The sequence below is a fragment of the Pseudomonas sp. TMW 2.1634 genome (assembly GCF_001703595.1).
In the GTDB taxonomy this organism is placed as follows: Bacteria; Pseudomonadota; Gammaproteobacteria; order Pseudomonadales; family Pseudomonadaceae; genus Aquipseudomonas; species Aquipseudomonas fragi.
In genome coordinates this window covers 1,294,568-1,315,563 of the sequence record NZ_CP016849.1, presented here as the reverse complement: position 1 = coordinate 1,315,563, position 20,996 = coordinate 1,294,568, and the positions used below count along the sequence as shown (strand labels likewise).

Genomic DNA, 20,996 nt, shown 5'->3' with positions numbered 1-20,996 from the left:
TGACCATCTGTAGCGCAATGCCAGCACGGTAATCCGATAGGGTGGTTCTACCGCCCCCTCACAGTCGGATCCCCTATGCCGTTTTCCCTTGAACTGATCTCTGCCTTCGCCCTCTTTGCTTTCGTTTCCTCCATTACCCCTGGCCCGAATAACACCATGCTGCTGGCATCGGGGGTCAACTTTGGTTTCAGGCGCACCATCCCCCATGCCCTGGGGATCAGTTTCGGCTTTATGTTCCTGGTGCTGGCGGTCGGCCTGGGGTTGGGCGGGGTTTTCAAGGCCGTCCCCGTGGCCTACACCGTGTTGCGTTATCTGGGGGCGGCGTATTTGTTGTATCTGGCCTGGAAAGTCGCCACTTCGGGGCCTGTTTCGCCATCGGAGGCGGCCCACGGCAGGCCGTTGGGCTTCTGGGGCGCGGCGGCCTTCCAATGGGTCAACCCCAAGGCCTGGGTCATGGCCATTGGTGCAATTACCACCTACACGCCCTCGCAGGGTTACATCGCCAACGTGTTTATCATTGCCCTGGTGTTCGCCATCATCAACTTGCCCAGCGTGTGCGTGTGGGCAGGCTGCGGCAGTGCGTTGCGCAGCGTGCTGACCAGGCCCAGGTGGTTGCTGGCATTCAACCTGACGATGGCGATGCTGCTGGTGGTGTCGCTGTATCCGATTCTGTTTGATGTTCATTGAGCCATTCCTGGCTCAGGGTGGCGGTGTCTCCCAGATACTCCAAAAGCCAGCTCATGGCCGGGGAGTGATTTTTCTGCGCCCAGGCTATGCACGAAGGGCTGGCGGGGAAGGGCCGCTGCAGATTCAGCGCAAGCAGTTGCCCCTGGTCGATCAGGGGCTGGGCCAGATGGGCCGGGACCATGCCCACACACAGGCCGTCACTCAAGCAGGCCAGCCCCGAAGCCCAATCGGGCACCATCATCCGGCGCTGGTTATCCAGGGTCCAGGTGTCGCGTTTGGGCAGGCTGCGCGAGGTGTCATCCATGCATAGCGCAGGGTAGGGCCGCAGGTCCTCGTCACCGAGCAAACCGGGAATGGTCGCCAGCGGATGCTGCGGGCTGGCAACGCACAACCAGTGCAGAAAACCCATATCGCGAAAGGCGAAACTGCCTGCAACCGGCACGGCACGGGTGGCGCCGATCACCAGGTCAGTGCGGCCATCCACCAAGGCATCCCACACACCGTTGTACACCTCGTACTGAACGATCAGCTCCACATCGGGAAAGTGCCGATAGAAGTCGATGATCATTTGCTGGCAGCGCGGCTTTTTGATGATTGAGTCCACGGCCACCCGCAACTGGCCGCTCCAGCCATTGGCAACTTGCTGGCAGAGGCGGCGGGTGCCAAGCATTTTTTTCATCACGTCGCGGGCTTCTTTGACAAACATCTGCCCGGCGGGCGTCAGCTCCACGTCGCGGTGGCGACGCACAAACAATGGCACTGCCAGCCACTGCTCCAGTTGGCGCACGGTGTAACTCACGGCGGAGGGTACGCGGTGCAGCTCCTGGGCTGCACCACTGAAACTGCCGTGGCGGGCGACAGCGTCAATCACATCCAGGGAGTATTCAGACCACACGGTTTTGCCTTCAAAAAATTCGATGTCAGTTGGCAATTATTATCGCTTCACAAGCAAATGCTCAACTGGATAATGCGCGTCAGTCAACAAATTGTTTGATGGCAAGTTTTGGGTGCACATGAAGAACTCTTTTGGATTTACCTGTTACCTCGCCGGGCTCAGCATGCTGGGTTATCTGGCGATGGATATGTACTTGCCGGCATTCGGCACGTTGCGCAGTGAGCTGGGGCTCTCTGCGGGGGCGGTGGGCGCCAGCCTGAGCATCTTTCTGGCCGGTTTTGCCCTGGGCCAGTTGGTGTGGGGGCCGTTGTCGGATCGCTGGGGGCGCAAGCCGGTGTTGCTGGCGGGGCTGTCGCTGTTTGCCCTGGGATGCGCAGGCATGTTCTGGGTTCAGGACAGTGTGCTGCTGCTGAGCCTGCGGTTTATTCAGGCCATCGGCATTTGCGCGGCGGCGGTGACCTGGCAGGCGCTGGTCATTGACCGCTACCCGGCTGACAAGGCCAACCGCGTGTTTGCCGGGATCATGCCGCTGATGGGCCTGTCACCTGCGTTGGCACCGTTACTGGGGGCCGTGGTGCTGGGGCATCTGGGCTGGCAGGCGATTTTTGCGGTGTTGCTGGGTTTGGCGGTGTTGTTAATCGTTCCGACGCTGCTGCTCAAGGAGCCCCCTCGCGTAGCGTCCAGGGCAGTCAAGGCCAGGGTGAGTTACTGGCAACTGCTGAGCACTGCAACTTTCAGTGGCAACGTGATGATCTTCGCCGCGTGCTCGGCCAGCTTTTTTGCCTGGTTGACAGCCTCACCTTTTATTTTGGGTGACATGGGCTATAGCCCAAGCGATATCGGATTGAGCTACGCGTTGCCTACTGTTGCGTTTATGGTGGGTGGCTACAGCTGTCGCAGCGCGCTGCAGCGCATCAGCGGACGGGCGCTGTTGCCCTGGTTGCTGGTGGCGTACTGCGCGAGCATGGTCGGGTTGTATGTAGTTGCGACCCAGACCGTGCCGACGTTGACTACCTTGCTGATACCCTTTTGTCTAATGGCGCTGGTCAATGGTGCGAGCTATCCGATTGTTGTAGCGAGTGCATTGAAGCCGTTTTCGCAAAACTCCGGCAAGGCCGCAGGTTTGCAGAACACCTTGCAGCTTGGGTTATGTTTTTTGGGCAGCTTGCTGGTGTCGAGTTTTATCAGCCAGCCGCTGCAAATCACGGTAGAAGTGATGCTGGCGACGGCGCCACTGGCGGTGCTGGGGTATTTGATTCAGCGGCGCAAGGTGAATACCGAGGTGTTGGCGGCGTCTTGACTCAAGAAACCTCCCGTGACGCACCTGTCACCCATCAGGCGCAAGCCACAAAAGAGTGAGGGTAGGCCACCCATGCCAACAGGCCGGCCGGTCGGCCGCCTCGGGTGCAGTGCTTTTGATCTGCCAGCCCTCCCGGGAGGCCGAGAGGAAGTTCTGTGGAGTGGGTCGACCGGCATGGATGCCGGGAGAGCCGCGATGGGCCAAGGATGGCCCGTGGCGGCGTGCCCACGGAGCAGGACTGTAGCGAGGGAACCTGAGCGAAGCGAAGGCCGTACGATGGGGCGAAAGCGCTTTGGTTACTTTGCCGCTTTTGCAAAGTGACTCGCTGTAAGAGCGAAACCCATATTCCGGTTAAACGCGAATGCCGGATATGTACACGGTGGGTCAGTTTTTCCCGACTCCAACGAGTCAAAACAACGCGCCTGTAGCCAATCAGGCGCGTGCTGTTTTAGTGCGTTACCAGTAAGTGTCCAGCGATTTGTCGTTAAAACTATTGGCCAGCCGTACGCAGCCTACGTGCCTCGACAGCGACTACAGAAGTTGCGCAGCGCACACTTCGTCAAGCCACATCCACCAGCACAATCTCACTGTTTTCAATTGCCGTGACCCGTAGCACGGTCTCATCGACAACGGCCACACCATCCCGTGCGCTGGCCCGTAGACCATTAACCTCAATCACCCCGGTGGCGGGCACCAGATAGGCCCGGCGGCCACTGTCCAAGCGATACTCGGCGGTCTCACCGGCCTTGAGGTTGGCCGCTACCAGTCGCGCATCGGCACGAATGCGCAGGCTTTGCTGATCGCCATCCTTGCCGCTGGCCAGGGTCACAAAACCCTCGCGCTGGCCTTTGGGGAAAGGCTTGGCCCCCCAGGACGGGGCATCCCCTTGCTGATTGGGGATGATCCAGATCTGGAAAATCCTGGTCGGCGTCGGCTCCAGATTGTATTCGCTGTGGGCAATCCCGGTACCGGCGCTCATGACCTGCACGTCGCCTGCTTCGGTACGGCCCTTGTTACCCAGGTTGTCTTCGTGGCTGATAGCCCCTTCACGAACATAGGTGATGATTTCCATATCACGGTGCGGATGCTTCGGGAAACCGGTACCCGGGGCGATCACGTCGTCGTTCCATACCCGCAGGTTGCCCCAGTTCATTCGCTGCGGGTCGTAGTACTCGGCGAACGAAAAGTGGTGATGGGCGTCCAGCCAGCCGTGGTTAGCTGCGCCCAGTGTGTTGAAAGGTCTGAGTTCAAGCATGATGCTTCTCCTGAGTAGGCTGCCAAGGGTTGCCCGGTTGGCGATGGGATGATTCTCTACCCGAAACCTATCGATAAAAAGCTGAAAAAATGCGTCAAAACTATCTATTTGATAGATGGTTTTCTGGGCTATCAAATCGCTATTAACCTTCAAAACTGGCTCTAAACGGCTGATGCCCAAGCAATTAGCTAGAAATTGGCGGGCAATGGGGTGACCATAGCCCTTCCGCCCGGACAGCCTCACACCTGGAGTCAGCGTGCCGCAACACAATCCCGAACTGCCTGAACAACTTGCCCCCATTGCTCAATTGCCTTTGCTCAAGCGCCTGGCGGCGCGATTGTTTGGCAGGGGCCTGAGCCGTTTGCACGCACAGCATGCGCCGTCCTGGTTGCAGGGGCAGGCGGACGGCTTTCGTAGCGGGCACAGTGCCGGGGTGGATTACGGTTTCAAGGAGGGCCATGCCGAAGGGCTGGAAGAGGGCCGCCAGGTGCTGTTTATCAGCGACATGCGCCCGCAGGAACTGCGTGCCCCCGGGATCGACGACAACCTGTTCGATGACTGGCGCCTGCCGCTGGGCCCTGAACTGAAAAAACTGATCAAGGCCGACGTGGCCGCCAATCTGCCCGGGCACGCCCAGCCCAGTGCGGCACAGTGGAAGATGATCTTCAGCGATACGCCGTCGACCTCGGTGGTTGCAGGCGCCGGTGCTGGCAAGTCGACATCGCTGGTGTTGCGCATTCTGTTGCTGACCCATTACCTGGGCTTTGAGCTCGATTCGATGACCGTGGTGACCTTCACCCGCGAGTCACGCAAGGACTTTATCAAGAAGCTGCAGGAAATCTTCGCCTTGTGGGGGCGCGATCTGTCGCTCAAGGAAGCCCGTGATGTAGTACGCACCTTTCACTCGCGGATTTTGCCTATGGTGCGCAGCTTGCCCGGCTACAGCCAGTTACAGGCCTTCGAGACCCTGAATAATCGCAACCTGCTCAACGACGACGATACCGACAGCAACCCGTTTGACCTGCGCATCAACGACGCCCAACGCCAGCAGCTCAACGCCTGTTATCACGCGCTGCATAACCGTGATGAGCGTTTCCGCCAGGCCCTAGCACCGCTGCGCCTGCATGCCTTGCAGCTCAAGGAGATGGAGCGCGACCACCCTGATGTGCAAAAACGCATGGCGGTGACCGAGCTGGCCGCCAGGCGTGACGAAGAACTGTGCGACACCCTGGAAGACCTCTGGTTTGCCGCCGGCGCGTGGCCGATCAAGGGCATCGAACCCAATCGCGAGACCGTTGAGATCAATGGCTCGCAGTTCCATTGCCACGGCTATATTGCCGAGCTGGATGCCTGGGTGGTGTTGGGTTTCGACCCGCGTGAGAACCCGCAGATCTGCCGTCCCGGGGCCAAGCTCAGCGTGCGTGCCGAATGGGCAGTCAAGCGCACCCTGTTTCAAGCATTTTGCAGCAAGCCATTGATATGGCTTGAAAATTACGACGCTGCTAAACGTGTTGTCAGTGCCCTGGCAGGGGATGCCAGCGCAGGCCCGGGGTTTGATTACAAGCTCAAGGGCGAGCTGGGTTCGGCGCCCTTGCTCGACAGTTTTGTCGCGGCCGCCAGCTTTATCGAAAACCTGGGGCTCGACGTGGCCGCAGCGGTAGGCGACATGCGCTTTGCCAAGGATGACCCGGACCGGTTCTTTTTTGAGGCCTTGAGCCTGTTCTGGCGAGCGCTGGAAGACCATTTGCTGGCACAGACCCCGCCGGTGATGACGTACAACCGCATGTTCTCCCTGTTTGGCGAAAACACCCCGCAGAATTTCAAGCTGCTCAGCCACGAGCAACTGCGCCCGCTGTCGCACTTGATGATCGATGAGTTCCAGGATGTCTCGCCGCAGATTGTGTCCTGGCTGCGCGCCAGCTTGCGCGAGATCCGCAGCCGTGGCCCGGCCATGCATGTTGGCCGTGGAGCCCAGCGTTCTTCGCTATTGTGCGTGGGCGATGACTGGCAATCGATCTACGGCTGGCGGGGCAGTTCACCCAAGTACTTTATGGAGTTCGACAAGCAATTCCTGTCGCCCGCCACTACCCGGGTGATGCTCAGTGACAACTTTCGCAGCCATCAGCACATCATCGATGCCGCCGAGCATATCGTCCGTGCCGCGCCGTCAATTGCCGGCAAGCGGGCCAAGGCCAGCGGTGAACCCAAGCTGGCCGTCCCGGTGAATGTGCTCAATCGCGATGATCAGGCCCTGGCCGCGCAGTTGATCGAGCATTACAACGCCGGCGACAGTATCTTGATGTTATTTCGAAAAAGCAGCGACAAGTTATTGATTGAAAAGGATATACAGTCAGTAGTTAATGTTGATTCTAGGTTGGCGCCGGAGCAGCGCAGGCTTAAGCAACTGACCTATCACAGTTCCAAGGGCCTGCAGGCAGATGCTGTTTTCCTGCTGGGGGATTGTCAGCATCTGACAACCTCACCTTACAAAAACCAGGTGTACCGCATGGCAGGCCTGGGCAAGGAGGGTGACCCCGAGCCGTACGACACTGCCCAGAAAGACGAAATCCTGCGCCTGGCTTATGTCGGCATCACCCGGGCCGTGAAGCATTGCTACTGGTATGTGGAAAGCCAGGATGGCCAAGGGCCGAATAACCCCAGAGCCTCGGACCGCGTGCCCCAGGGCAAGGCGTTTTTCGAGGATTTGCGCCTCACCCACAATAATTAAAGGATTGCCTTTTGATGGATGCCCTGTTTGCCAAAAACAACCGTGCCCGTGTATTTGCACTTTCAGCCCTGGCCCTGTGGACGGGGGGATGCAGTACTGTGCAGCCGGGGTTGCAACCGCCCAGCGAGTTACCGCCTGCACCCGAAATAGCCTCGGGTTTGCGCACCGATATGGCCCCGGTACACGCTACCCGGCATATGGCCGCCGCCGCCAACCCGCTGGCCACGCAGGCTGGCCAGCAAATGCTGCGCAAGGGCGGCTCGGCAATAGATGCAGCAATTGCCATGCAGGCCGTACTTGCACTGGTTGAGCCCCAGGCCAGCGGCCTGGGTGGCGGCGCGTTCATCCTGTACTGGGACGGCAAGCGGGTGCAGGCCTTCGATGGTCGCGAAACCGCCCCGGCAGGAGCTACCCCGGACATGTTCATGGGGGCTGATGGCCAGCCGATACCTTTCTCCCAGGCCCAGATAGGCGGGCGTTCCGTCGGTGTGCCCGGGGTGCTCAGGGCGATGGAGATGGCCCATCAGCAGCATGGCAAACTGCCCTGGAGTGAGCTGTTTCAACCGGCAATCAAACTGGCCAGCGACGGCTTTCCTGTGTCCAAGCGCTTGCATACGCAAATCGCCGCCGACCCGTTTATCGCCGGCTCCCCGGAAATGGCCCGGTATTTCCTCACACCACAAGGGCAAGCCTTGCCGGTGGGTACCTTGCTGAAAAACCCGGAACTTGCACGCACCCTGCAAACCATTGCAGAGCGCGGCGCCGACGGGTTTTACCAGGGGCCAGTGGCCCGGGCGATGGTGGACAAGGTGCGCTCCCACCCGCGAGCCGGCACGCTGTCCCTGGCTGACATCAGCGGTTACCAGGCCCGGGAACGCACGCCGGTATGTGGTGACTACAAGCAATGGCAAATCTGTGGCATGCCACCACCGTCCTCGGGCGGTGTGGCCGTGATCCAGACCCTGGGCATACTTGAGGCCCTGCAACAGCAATCCCCGGCCTTTGACCTGGCCACAATGCCACCCTTGCCGAGCAGCACCGTAGCAGGTCTTGAGCCTTCATCTACAGCCGTACACCTGATCGCCGAAGCTGAGCGCCTGGCCTACGCTGACAGGGCACAGTACCTGGCGGACAGCGACTTTATACCGGTCAATGTGAAAGGTCTGACAGACCACGGCTACTTCAAGACCCGGGCGGCGTTGATGGGTGACAGGAGCATGGGCCGCGCCGAGGCGGGGGTACCGGCGGGTATTCACCTGGCCCTGGCCCCGGATCGATCGCCACTGCGCATTTCTACCTCACAAATAGCTGCTGTCGACGATCAGGGCGGGGCCATATCCATGACCACCTCGGTTGAAGCCGCGTTTGGTTCGCATGTGATGACCAATGGCTTTCTTTTGAACAACCAGCTCACCGACTTCTCGTTTGTTCCCGAAGAAAACGGCAAGCCGGTGGCCAACCGCATCGAGCCGGGCAAACGCCCGCGCTCTTCAATGGCCCCGACCCTGGTGTTCGACCGCAACAGTGGCGAACTGGTCGCAACCATTGGTTCGCCGGGCGGTTCGCAGATCATCGAGTACGTCAACAAGTCGGTGGTTGGCCTGCTGGACTGGAAACTGAACCCTCAGGACGCCATCAGCCTGCCCAATTTTGGCAGCCGCAATGTCGACACCGAACTGGAGACAGGCCGCTTCAGCCCGGCCCTTGTGCAGCAGCTGCAGGCCCGTGGGCACAAGGTTGCGCTGATTGAAATGACCAGTGGCACGCAAATCATCATGCGCAGCAAGGACGGTTGGGTGGGCGGTGCCGATCCGCGCCGTGAAGGCACTGCATTGGGCGATTGAATCCAGCGGTTGGAAAACTGCAACTGTGGGAGCGAGCCTGCTCGCTCCCACAATAGGGCTTGACCTACAACAGCGTATCTACAGGGCTTTGTGCAAACTCAAGCCTGCGCCTGCCACGCCATTGGCGGCACAAAGCTTTCGAGTTCGTCTTCAACGCACTGGATGATGCGCCCTACCTGGCCGGGCGTCATGACTGCCGTGCAGGGGATACCGGCGACGGCAATCACGGTTTCGCCACTGGCGCGGTCAAACAGCCGGGCCACCATGCTGCCGGGCGCGTCCATGGTCGCCTCGAAGCCCATCGGGTGGAAATGCCAGCGCATCAGTTGGCAGGCATTGGGGAAGGTGACCTTGTTGATGTTGTCCATCGGGTACATAGAGCAATTCCTTTAGCTCAAGGTATCGGGCGGTTGTTTCTGACCGCATCTGTATATCGAGTCGTTCGAGTTCAAACCTAGCACCCAAAAGCATTGCTGCTAAGTCTTTTTTACCCTGCAACCCGGTTGTTTACCTGTACTTTGATGTGAATCATGCACTTAGGTGATTTATCCGCTGCCTGTACCCATTGAAGGCCACGCGCAAACTCGGCACTCTGTGTTTTTTGCCCTTGAGCCTGCCATGCCAGCCCCAGACGACGGCCCCGAAAATACCCGCGCCACGGGCGAAACCGTGCTGGGTTACCACTTGTGCTGGAAGCATCGGGATCTGGAGGGGGTCATGGCGCTGTATCACCCCGATGTGACCTACAACGACTTCTTCCAGAATCGGGTCATGCTGCTCGATGAACTGCGCGAATATGTGCAGTCGTCCATGCCCAGGGCGCCGGATGAGGCCCTTGAGCATAGCGACCGTATCCGGCTGGATGGCAACACCGCGTTTATTCAATACCGCATGACTTTGCGTGGTAGCCAGGGCCTGGTGTCATTTCGTGCCAGTGAGGCGATTACCGTGCGCGACGGGCTGATCTGGCAGGTCAATGAGTACGCCTCGCTGGTTCACGAAACGGCGGCCAGCCCGGCCCGGCAGGGCTCGTTGCGCCCGGCGGTGAGCCGTTTGGGGTTGTCGGCACGGCAACTGAGTTTTATGGCGCAAGACCTGCAAACCTACTTTGAACGCCAGCAACCCTTCCTTGACCCCGAACTTGACCTGCAGCAAGTCGCCAGGGCCTGCGGTTACACGCGCAACCAGATGTCGTACCTGCTTAATCAGGTGCTCGGGCAAAGCTTTTACCGCTATGTGAATCAGGCCCGCCTGCGCCATGTGCTGGCGGCGATGGACGCAGCTGCAACTCCGGCCAAGGTGGATGAAATGGCCTTTGCGGCAGGCTTCAATTCGATTTCGGCGTTTTACAGCTGTTTTCGCCAGCACACCGGGCAATCGCCCAAGGCTTACGCCAAACAAATTTCTTTGCGGGCACGCACGCAAGACGCGCCCTGATGCCAGCGACTAGGATCGAGCCATTCCTGGATCGGTGTGGAGTCGCAAATGCCAGCATGGCGTTCAATCAGTTTATGGATGGACCAGCTCGGGGAGGACCTGACGCCTCGTCCGTCCCTTGAGCATGATCTGGATGTCGATGTGGCCATTATCGGCGCCGGTTACACCGGGCTCTGGACGGCCTATTACCTCAAGCGCCATGCGCCTGAACTGAGCATTGCCATTGTTGAAGCGCAAACGGCCGGTTTTGGTGCATCAGGGCGCAATGGTGGCTGGCTGATGGGCAACCTGCTGGGCGAAGACCGCTTGCTTGCAGGCCTGCCTGCAGCACAGCGGCGCCAATCCTTCGATTTGCTCCACGGCATTCCCGATGAGGTGAAAAACGTCATCGATCGTGAAGGCATCGACTGCGATTATCGCAAGGGCGGCGGGTTGTATTGCGCCGCACGCTACCCGGAGCAGGAAGCCAGCTTGCGCCGCTATCTGGCAAACCTGTATGGCGAAGGCTTGAATGAAGCCGACTACCGCTGGTTGAGCCCCGCTGAACTGGCAGAGCAAATCCGCGTGGCAAAACCGTATGGCGCAATCTTCACCCCCCATATCGCCACCCTTCATCCTGCCAAACTGGTGCGTGGACTGGCCCGTGCCGTTGAGCGCATGGGGGTACAAATCTACGAACAAAGCCCGGTCACTGAATGGCGTGCAGGCTTTGCCCGCACCGCCAGGGCAAACGTGCGCAGCCGCTGGGTGGTGCCTGCCGTGGAAGGCTACGCCAACACCCTGGCGCCTTTGGGGCGCTATCAACTGCCGGTACAAAGTCTGATCGTGGCAACAGAGCCATTGTCTCAAACCACTTGGAACGAGATTGGTCTGTGTCATGGCCAGGCCTTCAGTGAAAGCAGCCGGCAGGTCACCTACGGCCAGCGTACGGCAGACAATCGCCTGGTATTCGGTGCCCGCGGTGGCTATCAGTTCGGCGGGCGCCTGCGTGAGAATTTTGACCTCAGCAGTGACGAAATCGAACTGCGCCGCTATTTGTTCAGCGAACTGTTCCCGCAACTTAAAGACGTCGAGATCAGCCACGCCTGGGGCGGCAATCTGGGCATGTCGCGCCGGTTTCAGCCGCACATGCTCTGTGATCACCAGCAGGGCATAGCCCTGGCAGGGGGGTACGGCGGAGAGGGGGTAGGCGCCAGTCATTTGGGCGGGCGCACCCTGGCCGACCTGATTTTGCAGCGCGACACCCTTGAGGTCAGGCAGCCGTGGGTATTGACCGCAGGCGGGCTTGGCGCACTCAAGGCCTGGGAACCCGAGCCGTGCCGCTGGCTGGGCTACAACGCGATCATTCGCAGCTTTGTGTACGAAGACAAAACCCTGGCCAATCCACACAGCCCGCCCTGGCGTCGGCAGTTTGCCAGCCGCATGGCCGGGTTTATGGAAGGTTTCATGCATTAACCACCACGTGCGCTTAACAGGAAGCATCCCATGAGCATCACTCAGTTTAAAAACACCGCCAACGTCACCTTGCAGGAATCTTTCCCCGTCGCCGTGCCGCTGGGTACGCCGGTGGCCGTGACGTCGGTGACCTGCGTCGAGCGCAACGACGGCGTCGAAACCGGTATCTGGGAGTGTACCCCGGGTCGTTGGCGCCGGCAGATCATGGAACAGGAGTTCTGCCACTTCATTCAAGGCCGCTGCACCTTCACCCCGGATAACGGTGAAACCCTGACCATAGAAGCGGGCGATGCACTGATGTTGCCTGCCAACAGCACCGGCATCTGGGATATCCAGGAGACCGTGCGCAAGACTTATGTATTGATCCTTTGATCGCCGAAACCTGCTTATAAAAACAGCTGCCCCAAACATGCAAGGAATCGAATCATGATCCGTATGACCCTGTTGCCCCTGATGCTGGCCGGTACGCTGTGTCAGGCCGCCGAGACCGTGAAGGTCTATAACTGGTCGGACTACATTGCTCCCGACACCATGAAAAACTTCCAGCGTGATACCGGCATTGCCTTCAGCTATGACCTGTTCGACAGCAACGAGACGCTGGATGGCAAATTGATGACGGGTTCATCGGGTTATGACGTGGTATTTCCGTCCAACCACTTTATGGCGCGGCAAATTCAGGGCGGGGCACTGAAGAAGCTCGACAAGAGCCAGTTGCCGAACTGGAAAAACCTTAATCCGGTGCTGCTCAAGGCGCTGCAGGTCAACGATCCGGGCAACGAGCATGGGTTTCCTTACCTGTGGGGCAGCACCGGGATTGGTTACAACGTCGCCAAGGTCAAGGCCGTGCTGGGCGAAGATGCGCCGGTGGACTCCTGGGACCTGATCTTCAAGCCCGAAAACATGCAGAAGCTGAAATCCTGCGGCGTGGCAATTCTGGACAATGGCCCGGAGGTCTTGCCGGCGGCGCTCAACTATCTGGGCTTGCCTCATCACAGCAAAAACCCCGCTGACTACAAGAAAGCTGAAGAGTTGCTGCTTAAGGTGCGACCTTATATCAGCTACTTTCACTCATCGAAGTACACCAGTGACCTGGCCAACGGCAATATATGCGTAGCGGTGGGTTTCTCAGGCGATATCTTGCAGGCCGAAACCCGGGCCAAAGAGGCCAAAAATGGCGTTGAGATCGGGTATTCGATCCCCAAGGAAGGTGCAGCGATCTGGTTTGACATGGTTGCCATGCCCGCCGATGCGCCGGATGAAAAAGCCGCCTACAGCTTTATGAATTATTTGCTGCGCCCGGACGTGATGGCCGGGATCAGCAACTATGTGCACTACGCCAATGGCAACGAACAGGCCGATGCCCTGGTCAGCCCTGAAATCAAGGCTGACACCAAGGTCTATCCAACCCCCGCCATGATGGACAAGCTGTTTGCCCTGGAGGCCATGCCGCTGAATATTGACCGGGTTCGCACGCGCGTCTGGACCAATATCAAAAGCGGCAAATAATCAGCGCAATGCCTGCGGGTTGACCAGGTTGGCCGGGCGTTCACCGGCCAATGCCGCCAGCAGGTTGTCGACGGCGCAGCGGGCCATCGCTTCGCGGGTTTCGAAAGTCGCCGAGCCGATATGCGGGGTGGCCACCACGTTATCCAGTTGCAGCAGCGGCGAGGTCGGCTCCAGCGGCTCGCGCTCGAACACGTCCAGCCCGGCCGCGCGAATCTGGCCTTGCTGCAGGGCGTTGATCAACGCCGCTTCGTCCACCACCTTGCCACGCGAGATATTGATAAAGATGCTCTCGCGGCGCATCAGGGCAAATTGCTCGGCACCGATCAAACCTTCGGTTTGTGCGGTCAGGGGCAAGGTCAGGCAAATAAAGTCGGCTTCTTGCAGCAACGCGTCGAGGCTGCGGTACTGCGCATTGAAACGCGCTTCGACTGCGGGCTTGGGTGAATTGCTGTGGTAGATCACCGGCATGCCGAAACCAAAGTGACCGCGTTGCGCCAGGGCTTCGCCGATGCGACCCATGCCGATAATGCCCAGGGTCTTGCCATGCACGTCGGTACCGAACTGCTCGGGGCCGACGTTTTTCACCCATTGCCCATTGCGCACCATATTGGCCAGTTCCACCACCCGCCGGGCGCTGGCCAGCACCAGGGCAAAACCGGTGTCGGCGGTGGTTTCGGTCAGCACGTCAGGGGTGTTGGTGAGCTGGATCTTGCGCTCGGTCATGTAGTCGATGTCGTAGTTGTCGACACCCACCGACACGCTGGCCACCGCTTCCAGGTGGGGTGCCAGGTCCAGCAGTTGCGCATCCAGTTTCAGGCTGGCGCCCAAAATCCCCTGGGCCTGGGGCAGGGCGGCACGCAGCTGGTCCATGCCGGCGGCGTCGAGCTTTTCGATCAGCGTGACATTGGCATGGGCCTGCAAGCGCTGCATCAGTTGCGGGGAGAGTTCTTTGTAGAGCACGACATTCTTTTTCAAGGGATTCACCGACATTGAATTCAAGAGTGGGCCAGGCGTTGCGATGTGCTGTGCTGCGACGCAGCAGGGTCTTTGGCTGCGGGTTTAAGCATCAGGGTGAGCAGTACCGAAATCAGCAGCGCGCCGCTCATCAACAGAAAGGACGCGCCCGTCGAACCGGTGGAGCTGTTCAGGTAACCCACCAGGTACGAACCGGCAAACGAGCCCAGTGCGCCCATGCTGTTGATCAGCGCCATCGCGCCACCCGCCACGTTGGAGGGCAGGATTTCCGGGATGATGGCGAAAAACGGGCCATAAGGGGCATACATGCAGCCACCTGCAATCACCAGCAGTGCGTAGGACCACCAAAAGTGTTCTGCACCCAGCATGTAGGAACCGTAGAACGCGATAGAGGCGATCAGCAGCGGCGGCCAGACGAAGCGTTTGCGCTTTTGCATTTTGTCCGAGCCCCAGGACACCACCAGCATCGCGATCACGGCTGCCAGATACGGCAGGGCCGAGAGCCAGCCGGCCTCGATCATGTCCATCTGCGCGCCTTGCTTGAGAATCGACGGCAGCCACAGGACAAAACCGTACACGCCGATGCTCCAGCAGAAGAACTGCAAGGCCAGCAGGATCACAGCGGGGGTACGGAACGCCGCAGCGTAGTTTTTCACCGGCTTGAGGCCCACTTGCTCGGCGTCCAGTGCGCTTTGCAGGTCTTGCTTCTCCTGATGGCTCAGCCACTTGGCTTCGCTTGGACGGTCATCGGCCAGGCGCCACCAGATAAAGGCCCAGAGCACTGCTGGCAAGCCCTCGACGATAAACATCCAGCGCCAGCTGTAATGCTGCACCAGATAACCCGATACCACCGACATCCACAGCATGGTCACCGGGTTGCCGAGGATCAGGAAGGTGTTGGCGCGTGAGCGTTCGGCACGGGTAAACCAGTGGCACAGGTACACCAGCATGGCTGGCATCACGGCCGCTTCGACCACACCGAGGGTAAAACGGATCACGATCAGCCAGTAGGCGTTGGATACCACGCCGGTCAGGGTGGCCAGGCTGCCCCAGAGGATCAGGCTGACAAAAATCAGCTTTTTCACGCTGTTTCTCTGGGCGTAGATCGCACCGGGTACTTGAAAGAAGAAGTAGCCCAGAAAGAACAACGCGCCCAGCAACGATGACAGGCCGGGGGTGATATTGAGGTCTTCGGCCATGCCGGAGGCCGCTGCGAAGCCGTAGTTGGCACGGTCAAGGTACGCCAGGCTGTAGGTGATAAACACGATCGGCATGATGTACCACCAACGACGGGCGGCGAGTTTTAGCGATTGCATATGAGGGTGCTCCTGAGCTTGTTTTTGTTTTTTCGCAGCAGGTGACAGGTCAAGCAGATTGCGTTGTTTGATCAGGTGCGCGCAGCGCGTTGTAGTGGTTGAGTTCGGCGCGGGTGGGCAGGCCTTCCATATCGCCGCGGCTCTGCACGGCGCGGCTGCCGATCCAGTTGCCGCGCTGTACGGCCTGGGCAAAGCCGAGGTTTTCCAGCAGGGCACTGACCACCCCGACGGCAAAGCCGTCGCCGGCCCCCACGGTATCGATCACATTGGCCACCGGCACCGCCGGGACAAATTGCTCAACCTGGGCGGTGCGGTAAAACGCGCCTTCGGCCCCTAGTTTGATAATGACGGCCTCAGCCCCCTGGTCGAGGTAGAAAGCGGCGATATCGGACGGGTCATCAAAGCCTGTCAGTAGACGGCCTTCACTCAGGCCCGGCAGTACCCAGTCTGCGTGGGCAGCGAGGGCATTGATGTCGCGAATCATCTGTTGTTCGCTGGCCCACAGTGAAGGGCGCAGATTGGGGTCGAACGACACGCTGTTGCCGGCGGCACGCATCGATTTCATCAGTTCAAACGACAACTCGTTGCAACTGGCCGACAGTGCCGGCGGGATACCGGTGGCGTGCAAGTGGCGGGCGCCGAGCAACTGCGGGTTGAGCGCAGAGCGGTGCAGGTGGCTGGCCGCCGAACCGCGACGATAGTACTCGACTTGTGGGTCGCTGCCGTCGTCGACGCGAGACTTGAGCTGGAAACCTGTCGGATGTTGCGGGTCGACGGCTACGTGCTGGCAGTCCAGGCCTTCGGCTCGCAGCGTATTGAGCACAAAACGCCCCAGGGAATCCGCGCCCACGCGGCTCAACCAGGCCACCTTGAAGCCTAGCCGTGCCAGGCCAATGGCCACATTGCTGTCGGCCCCTGCAATGCGTTTATGGAAGCGCTCGACCAGGGCCAGGTCGCCGGTTTCTTCGGCCACCAGCATGGCCATGGTTTCGCCAAACGACAGCACATCGACCTTAGACATGGCTCAGCTCCTGTTGCTTGTGGCTCAAGCGCGCCAGTACGGCGACGTGCTCCAGGGTCAGGCCGTCGAGGTCCGAACCTTGCAGCGGATACTCGATGGCCCGGGTCAGCCCGTGGGGCATATGGGTCATCAGGTGTTGCCAGTGTTGCAGGTCGGTGTCGGTCGGCGGGGTGGCGACCAGCTTGCCGTCCGGGCGACGGCTCACGCCTTTGCAGTGCAGGTAGGTGACATAGCGGCCCAGCAGGCGGGCTGCGGTGCTGGCCGACTGATCCTGCCAGTGCCAGTTACCGATATCGAAGGTCATGCTGATCGGCGCTTGCTGCTGCTCGACCTGATCGAAAAAACGCTGCATGGGTTCGATGCGACCGCCATAGGAGGTCTGGTCGTTTTCCACCAGCAGCCGCACCGGTTGCTGGTTGAGCAGGGCTGCGAGGTTTTGCAGGTCACAGTGTTCGGTGAAATAGCCCAGCGACACTTTCAGCCATTGAGCACCAAAGGCGTGGGCGCGCTGCAGGGTGGCCTGCAATTGGGTGTTGGGCCGCGATTGCCCGGCCTCCCACAGTTCCAGCGGCGATGAGAATACGCACTCAAGCCCGTTATCCTGCACGGCCTGGCTAAAGGTGACGGGGTCTTCTGTGGTCAGCAGTTCTTCGCGCAGTTCGATGCGTGACACACCGGCGTTGGCCAACACCTCAATAAAGCTGGCCTGGCCGCGTTGGCGAACCAGGTCGGCACCGTAGCTCGACAAACTGATGGAAACGGGAAATGTAGTCATTGTCATTATTCTCTGAAACCGGTTTCATTTTGTTGTGCAGCAAATGCCTGGCAACCGGGTAAAGGTTGCCAGCCGCTAATGGATCAGGCAGTTCGGGGGTGTCGGGTGGAGCCGCGAACAATCAACTGGGGGGCAAAATCCAGGGTCAGGGGCGCCGATTTGTCGCCGCCCAGGCGTTTTAGCAGGCAGTCAAAGGCACTGGCCCCGATTTTTTGCGTAGGTTGGGCCAGGGCCGTGATGCCGTTGCCCACCAGCGGGAACCATTCCAGGTCATCCAGGGCAATCAGGCCCACGTCTTCGAACAAACGGCAATTCAAGTCGCGCAGTACCTGGGTACAGGCCAGCGTGGCCAGGCCGTTGGCACAGAATATGGCCTTGGCGTCGCTGCCGGGGCTTTGCAGGAAATGGTGCAGGGCGTCGCGCAGGCCCGCACCGGTGTTCACCACGGCGCCGCGCAGGGCGGGGTGGCTGGCAAGCTGGCGGGTAAAATTGTTGATGCGCTCGATCCGCGAGCTGGTGCCATCGACCGGTTCGCTGACCATCAGCACATCGCGATAACCTTGCTGCTCAAGATGCTCCAGGGCCATGCGTACCGCGTCGGCATTGTCCAGGCCCACCAGGTCGGTGTGCAGTTGTTCGACTTTACGGTCGATCAGCACGATGGGCATTTCCTGATGCAGCTCTTGCAGTGCGTCCGGGTGATGGCCAAGAGTGTTAAGGATCAAGCCTTCGATATTGTAGGAACGCAGAGCGGCCAGATGTTGGCGCTCTTGCTCGTCATTGCGGTCGGTGTTGCACACCACCAGGTTATAGCCGTGCAGGCGGCAGGCGGTTTCGACACCGTGCATGACGGCAATGGAGTAGGGGTTGCGGATATCGGCCACCAGCATGCCGATCAGCCGTGTGCGCCCGCGTTTAAGGCCTCGGGCCATCTGATTGGGGCGATAGCCCAGGTCATTGATGGCGCGCTCGATCCGTTCGGCGATGGCTTCGGAGAGCAAGGCGCGGTCTTCGCCGATAAAGCGCGACACGCTGGCCTTGGAAACGCCGGCGCGCAGGGCAACATCGAGCATGGTCACGCGGGTGCGCTGAGCTGCGGAAAAACTGTTCACGGCCTGAAACCTTTTATTGGTGTTATCGCAGGCGATTTCGCGAGTGGACGCTGAAACCGGTTTCATGGAAACCCAAATGCCCGGGTGGCGTCAAGTGACAATGGTTTTAGGGCCTCTGTAGCCCCTGTAGCAGCTGACGAGTGGAACGAGGCTGCGTCCGAGTGCGCAGCGCTCGTAAAACCGGCAATTAAGGTGTGCCTGAAAGTTCGAGCCGCTTGGTTTACGACTGCTGCGCACTCGGACGCAGCCTCGTTCCACTCGTCAGCTGCTACAACAGTCAGGAAACTTGCTAGTTGCGACGCAAACTTGTCAGTAAGCGACACTGGACATATAAAAATCGAGAGCTGGAAGTGATACGAAAGTTATATGACGGGTGTTATATGAATACAGTATCGGCCCAAGTTCAAGACGGATGAGAAGCCCCTCGATTTAACTTTTTGTATTTAGACCGTGCAGTCAGTTGTTGGCCGTTTGCGCATTAAAAAATACTTTTTCTTGAACATTCAATGTTTCCGGTAACTTCCGGCGTTTGCGCAAATGAGCCCTGAAAAAGTGCTGGACTAAATATTTCAGATTGTGTCAGTTTCACACCGCCATAAAACGGCGAGTGATAGGACGATCTCGCCAAGGGGTCGTCGTGGTCTGTCAAAAAACTTTCTACTGCTAAACAAGGAAATGTTTACATGTCGAAACTTAAAGAGAAAGCAGCATTGTCCGTTGGCCAGGTGCAAGCGGCAAACACCGGCAGTTCTGCCTTCACTCAGATTGATAACTTCAGCCATTTCTATGATCGCGGTGATCATCTGGTCAATGGCAAACCTTCGCTCACCACCGACCAGGCCGCGGATCAGCTCACGCGTTCCGGGGCCAGTTGGCATGACCTCAACGGCGATGGTGTGATCAACCTTACCTATACCTTCCTCACGGCGCCGCCGGCAGGTTACGCCACCCGTGGCCTGGGCACGTTCAGCCAGTTCTCGGCATTGCAGAAAGAACAGGCCAAACTGTCGCTGGAGTCCTGGGCCGATGTTGCCAAGGTGACGTTCACCGAAGGCCCGGCAGCCCGCGGCGGGGATGGCCACATGACCTTTGCCAACTTCAGTGCCAGCAACGGCGGCGCGGCGTTTGCCTACCTGCCCAGCAGTGCGCGCAAAGGCGAATCGTGGTACTTGATCAACAAGGACTATGCGGTCAACAAAACCCCGGGTGAAGGCAACTACGGTCGCCAGACCCTGACCCACGAAATCGGCCACACCCTGGGGCTGTCGCACCCGGGAGACTACAACGCCGGCAATGGCAACCCTACCTACCGGGATGCGGTGTATGGCGAAGACACCCGTGCCTACAGCGTCATGAGCTACTGGAGCGAAAGCAACACCGGTCAGCACTTCACCAACAGCGGCGAAGGTGCCTACGCATCGGCGCCATTGCTGGATGATATCGCCGCGGTGCAGAAGCTCTATGGCGCCAATCTTGAAACCCGCGCGGGCGATACCGTCTACGGTTTCAACTCCACCGCTGATCGTGATTACTACAGCGCAACGTCTGCCAGTTCCAAGCTGATTTTTTCGGTGTGGGATGGCGGCGGCAACGACACGCTGGACTTCTCCGGTTTCAGCCAAAACCAGAAGATCAACCTTACGGCCGGTTCGTTCTCCGATGTGGGCGGCATGACCGGTAACGTGTCGATTGCCCAGGGCGTGACCGTGGAAAACGCCATTGGTGGTTCAGGCAATGACCTGCTGATCGGCAACGACGCCAATAACGTGCTCAAGGGCGGTGCCGGCAACGACATCCTCTATGGCGGTGGCGGGGCTGACACCCTGTGGGGCGGCACGGGTTCGGATATCTTTGTATTTGGCGCAGTGTCTGACTCCGCGCCGGGTGCAGCCGATATCATCATGGACTTCCAGTCCGGCATCGACAAAATCGATGTCTCGGCCATCACCAAGCTGGCGGGGCTGAACTTTGTCGATGCCTTCACCGGCCGCGCCGGCGAAGCGATTGTCAGCTATGACACGGCTAGCAACCTGGGCCACTTTGCGGTCGACTTCAGCGGTCATGCTGTAGCCGACTTCCTGGTCAACACCGTGGGTCAAGTGGCAACTTACGACATCGTCGTGTAAGCCTGCCGGTACACGGGCAGCGCGCAAGCGCTGCCTTCGGCCGGCAAACGTCAAGGGACAAGCCCTATGGCATGCAGATTGATCAAGGTAATGGGCTGTATCGCCGCATTACTGACATTTACCACGGAGAGCACCATGGCCAGTTCCTTGCTGCTGCTGAGCCCCGCGCAACTGGCGGGCAGTTGGACGTTTTACCCGCAGGACGATGCAACGCACCGCTGTACGGTACAGCTGGTGGCCGAACACAAAACCTTCAACAGTGAAGTCAAGTGCCTGAAAACATGGTTGGGCGAAGTGCCCAAAAGTTGGTCGCCAACCCCCGACGGTATTTATCTGATGGGACCGGACGGCACGGCGCTGGTGCATATGAACCGTATCGAGCCGGGGCACTATGAAGCGCAGGTCAAAACCGAAACGGTCTTGGTCATGGTGCGTAACCCTGAATAAAGAGTAGTGCCGTCCAGCAGGAGTTCTCAATACCTGAGCCGATACCTGAACAGTACGGTTCAAGTGTGCCTGGCTGTTTTGTTCAGGCCTGCCTGCCGTTTTTGTCGATCAAGGAAG

18 protein-coding genes are annotated in these 20,996 nt (G+C 59.3%); 10 read left to right on the top strand and 8 right to left on the bottom strand.

What is annotated here, in order from left to right:
- Nucleotides 1-75 precede the first annotated feature (75 nt).
- Nucleotides 76-687 carry a LysE family translocator gene (locus BFC21_RS06200; protein ID WP_016781033.1) on the top strand — a complete coding sequence of 204 codons (612 nt, stop codon included), beginning with the start codon at nucleotides 76-78 and terminating at the stop codon, nucleotides 685-687.
- On the opposite strand, the gene punR is transcribed toward BFC21_RS06200, so the two are convergent.
- Nucleotides 623-1,582, bottom strand: a complete 960-nt coding sequence (punR, locus tag BFC21_RS06195) for a DNA-binding transcriptional activator PunR (RefSeq protein ID WP_088379481.1) — start codon at nucleotides 1,580-1,582, stop codon at nucleotides 623-625. The two genes, BFC21_RS06200 and punR, sit on opposite strands and share 65 nt — an antisense overlap.
- 118 nt (nucleotides 1,583-1,700) lie before the next feature.
- On the opposite strand from punR, the gene punC reads away from it, so the two are divergent.
- The gene (gene punC, locus BFC21_RS06190; RefSeq protein WP_088379480.1) at nucleotides 1,701-2,882 is read left to right on the top strand and encodes a purine nucleoside transporter PunC; all 1,182 of its coding nucleotides are present in this window, start codon (nucleotides 1,701-1,703) and stop codon (nucleotides 2,880-2,882) included.
- A gap of 559 nt (nucleotides 2,883-3,441) precedes the next feature.
- Here punC and BFC21_RS06180 read toward each other — a convergent pair.
- Nucleotides 3,442-4,137, bottom strand: a complete 696-nt coding sequence (locus BFC21_RS06180) for a pirin family protein (protein ID WP_088377453.1) — start codon at nucleotides 4,135-4,137, stop codon at nucleotides 3,442-3,444.
- 256 nt (nucleotides 4,138-4,393) lie between these two features.
- Here BFC21_RS06180 and BFC21_RS06175 point away from each other — a divergent pair, with 256 nt between their 5' ends.
- Both BFC21_RS06175 and ggt read left to right on the top strand, forming a co-directional pair.
- Entirely contained in the window at nucleotides 4,394-6,865 is a 2,472-nt protein-coding gene (locus tag BFC21_RS06175; RefSeq protein ID WP_088377452.1) for a UvrD-helicase domain-containing protein, read from the top strand.
- A gap of 14 nt (nucleotides 6,866-6,879) precedes the next feature.
- A complete protein-coding gene (gene ggt, locus BFC21_RS06170) occupies nucleotides 6,880-8,709 on the top strand; it encodes a gamma-glutamyltransferase (RefSeq protein WP_120265803.1) in 1,830 nt (609 codons plus the stop codon).
- A 98-nt stretch (nucleotides 8,710-8,807) separates the two neighbouring features.
- On the opposite strand, the gene BFC21_RS06165 is transcribed toward ggt, so the two are convergent.
- On the bottom strand, nucleotides 8,808-9,086 hold the full coding sequence (locus BFC21_RS06165) for a DUF1652 domain-containing protein (protein WP_088377450.1): 279 nt from the start codon (nucleotides 9,084-9,086) through the stop codon (nucleotides 8,808-8,810).
- Nucleotides 9,087-9,327: 241 nt separating this feature from the next.
- Here BFC21_RS06165 and BFC21_RS06160 point away from each other — a divergent pair, with 241 nt between their 5' ends.
- The 4 genes from BFC21_RS06160 to BFC21_RS06145 are packed head-to-tail and all read left to right on the top strand — an operon-like array spanning nucleotide 9,328 to nucleotide 13,107.
- Complete coding sequence (locus BFC21_RS06160; protein ID WP_088377449.1) at nucleotides 9,328-10,146, top strand: AraC family transcriptional regulator; 819 nt, start codon at nucleotides 9,328-9,330, stop codon at nucleotides 10,144-10,146.
- Between the two features lie 48 nt (nucleotides 10,147-10,194).
- On the top strand, nucleotides 10,195-11,601 hold the full coding sequence (locus BFC21_RS06155) for an FAD-binding oxidoreductase (protein WP_120265802.1): 1,407 nt from the start codon (nucleotides 10,195-10,197) through the stop codon (nucleotides 11,599-11,601).
- Between the two features lie 30 nt (nucleotides 11,602-11,631).
- Entirely contained in the window at nucleotides 11,632-11,973 is a 342-nt protein-coding gene (locus tag BFC21_RS06150; protein WP_016781025.1) for a cupin domain-containing protein, read from the top strand.
- Nucleotides 11,974-12,027: 54 nt separating this feature from the next.
- Nucleotides 12,028-13,107, top strand: coding sequence for a polyamine ABC transporter substrate-binding protein (locus tag BFC21_RS06145; protein WP_088377447.1), 1,080 nt, complete (start codon nucleotides 12,028-12,030; stop codon nucleotides 13,105-13,107).
- Here BFC21_RS06145 and BFC21_RS06140 read toward each other — a convergent pair whose 3' ends face one another.
- The 5 genes from BFC21_RS06140 to BFC21_RS06120 form a co-directional block, all read right to left on the bottom strand.
- Nucleotides 13,108-14,097 (bottom strand): D-glycerate dehydrogenase, encoded by a 990-nt coding sequence (locus BFC21_RS06140; protein WP_162939288.1) that lies wholly within the window; start codon nucleotides 14,095-14,097, stop codon nucleotides 13,108-13,110.
- A gap of 5 nt (nucleotides 14,098-14,102) precedes the next feature.
- The gene (locus BFC21_RS06135) at nucleotides 14,103-15,398 is read right to left on the bottom strand and encodes an MFS transporter (protein WP_088377446.1); all 1,296 of its coding nucleotides are present in this window, start codon (nucleotides 15,396-15,398) and stop codon (nucleotides 14,103-14,105) included.
- Nucleotides 15,399-15,447: 49 nt separating this feature from the next.
- Nucleotides 15,448-16,419, bottom strand: a complete 972-nt coding sequence (locus BFC21_RS06130; RefSeq protein ID WP_088377445.1) for a sugar kinase — start codon at nucleotides 16,417-16,419, stop codon at nucleotides 15,448-15,450.
- A complete protein-coding gene (locus BFC21_RS06125; RefSeq protein WP_095003748.1) occupies nucleotides 16,412-17,194 on the bottom strand; it encodes a sugar phosphate isomerase/epimerase in 783 nt (260 codons plus the stop codon). The genes BFC21_RS06130 and BFC21_RS06125 overlap by 8 nt, the downstream gene beginning before the upstream one ends.
- An 83-nt stretch (nucleotides 17,195-17,277) precedes the next feature.
- Nucleotides 17,278-18,306: a LacI family DNA-binding transcriptional regulator gene (locus BFC21_RS06120; protein ID WP_095003800.1), complete on the bottom strand. Its 1,029-nt coding sequence runs from the start codon at nucleotides 18,304-18,306 to the stop codon at nucleotides 17,278-17,280.
- 683 nt (nucleotides 18,307-18,989) lie between these two features.
- Here BFC21_RS06120 and BFC21_RS06115 point away from each other — a divergent pair.
- Nucleotides 18,990-20,432 carry a serralysin family metalloprotease gene (locus BFC21_RS06115; RefSeq protein WP_095003749.1) on the top strand — a complete coding sequence of 481 codons (1,443 nt, stop codon included), beginning with the start codon at nucleotides 18,990-18,992 and terminating at the stop codon, nucleotides 20,430-20,432.
- 135 nt (nucleotides 20,433-20,567) lie between these two features.
- Complete coding sequence (locus BFC21_RS06110; protein WP_016781017.1) at nucleotides 20,568-20,879, top strand: protease inhibitor Inh/omp19 family protein; 312 nt, start codon at nucleotides 20,568-20,570, stop codon at nucleotides 20,877-20,879.
- Nucleotides 20,880-20,996: the final 117 nt, after the last annotated feature.

What these genes read in the sequence shown, in the direction of transcription:
- BFC21_RS06200 (WP_016781033.1), top strand. Translation starts at nt 76, where the DNA reads ATGCCGTTTTCCCTTGAACTGATCTCTGCCTTCGCCCTCTTTGCTTTC.
- punC (WP_088379480.1), top strand. Translation starts at nt 1,701, where the DNA reads ATGAAGAACTCTTTTGGATTTACCTGTTACCTCGCCGGGCTCAGCATG.
- BFC21_RS06180 (WP_088377453.1), bottom strand. Translation starts at nt 4,137, where the DNA reads ATGCTTGAACTCAGACCTTTCAACACACTGGGCGCAGCTAACCACGGC.
- ggt (WP_120265803.1), top strand. Translation starts at nt 6,880, where the DNA reads ATGGATGCCCTGTTTGCCAAAAACAACCGTGCCCGTGTATTTGCACTT.
- BFC21_RS06165 (WP_088377450.1), bottom strand. Translation starts at nt 9,086, where the DNA reads ATGTACCCGATGGACAACATCAACAAGGTCACCTTCCCCAATGCCTGC.
- BFC21_RS06160 (WP_088377449.1), top strand. Translation starts at nt 9,328, where the DNA reads ATGCCAGCCCCAGACGACGGCCCCGAAAATACCCGCGCCACGGGCGAA.
- BFC21_RS06155 (WP_120265802.1), top strand. Translation starts at nt 10,195, where the DNA reads ATGCCAGCATGGCGTTCAATCAGTTTATGGATGGACCAGCTCGGGGAG.
- BFC21_RS06150 (WP_016781025.1), top strand. Translation starts at nt 11,632, where the DNA reads ATGAGCATCACTCAGTTTAAAAACACCGCCAACGTCACCTTGCAGGAA.
- BFC21_RS06145 (WP_088377447.1), top strand. Translation starts at nt 12,028, where the DNA reads ATGATCCGTATGACCCTGTTGCCCCTGATGCTGGCCGGTACGCTGTGT.
- BFC21_RS06140 (WP_162939288.1), bottom strand. Translation starts at nt 14,097, where the DNA reads ATGTCGGTGAATCCCTTGAAAAAGAATGTCGTGCTCTACAAAGAACTC.
- BFC21_RS06135 (WP_088377446.1), bottom strand. Translation starts at nt 15,398, where the DNA reads ATGCAATCGCTAAAACTCGCCGCCCGTCGTTGGTGGTACATCATGCCG.
- BFC21_RS06130 (WP_088377445.1), bottom strand. Translation starts at nt 16,419, where the DNA reads ATGTCTAAGGTCGATGTGCTGTCGTTTGGCGAAACCATGGCCATGCTG.
- BFC21_RS06125 (WP_095003748.1), bottom strand. Translation starts at nt 17,194, where the DNA reads ATGACTACATTTCCCGTTTCCATCAGTTTGTCGAGCTACGGTGCCGAC.
- BFC21_RS06115 (WP_095003749.1), top strand. Translation starts at nt 18,990, where the DNA reads ATGTCGAAACTTAAAGAGAAAGCAGCATTGTCCGTTGGCCAGGTGCAA.
- BFC21_RS06110 (WP_016781017.1), top strand. Translation starts at nt 20,568, where the DNA reads ATGGCCAGTTCCTTGCTGCTGCTGAGCCCCGCGCAACTGGCGGGCAGT.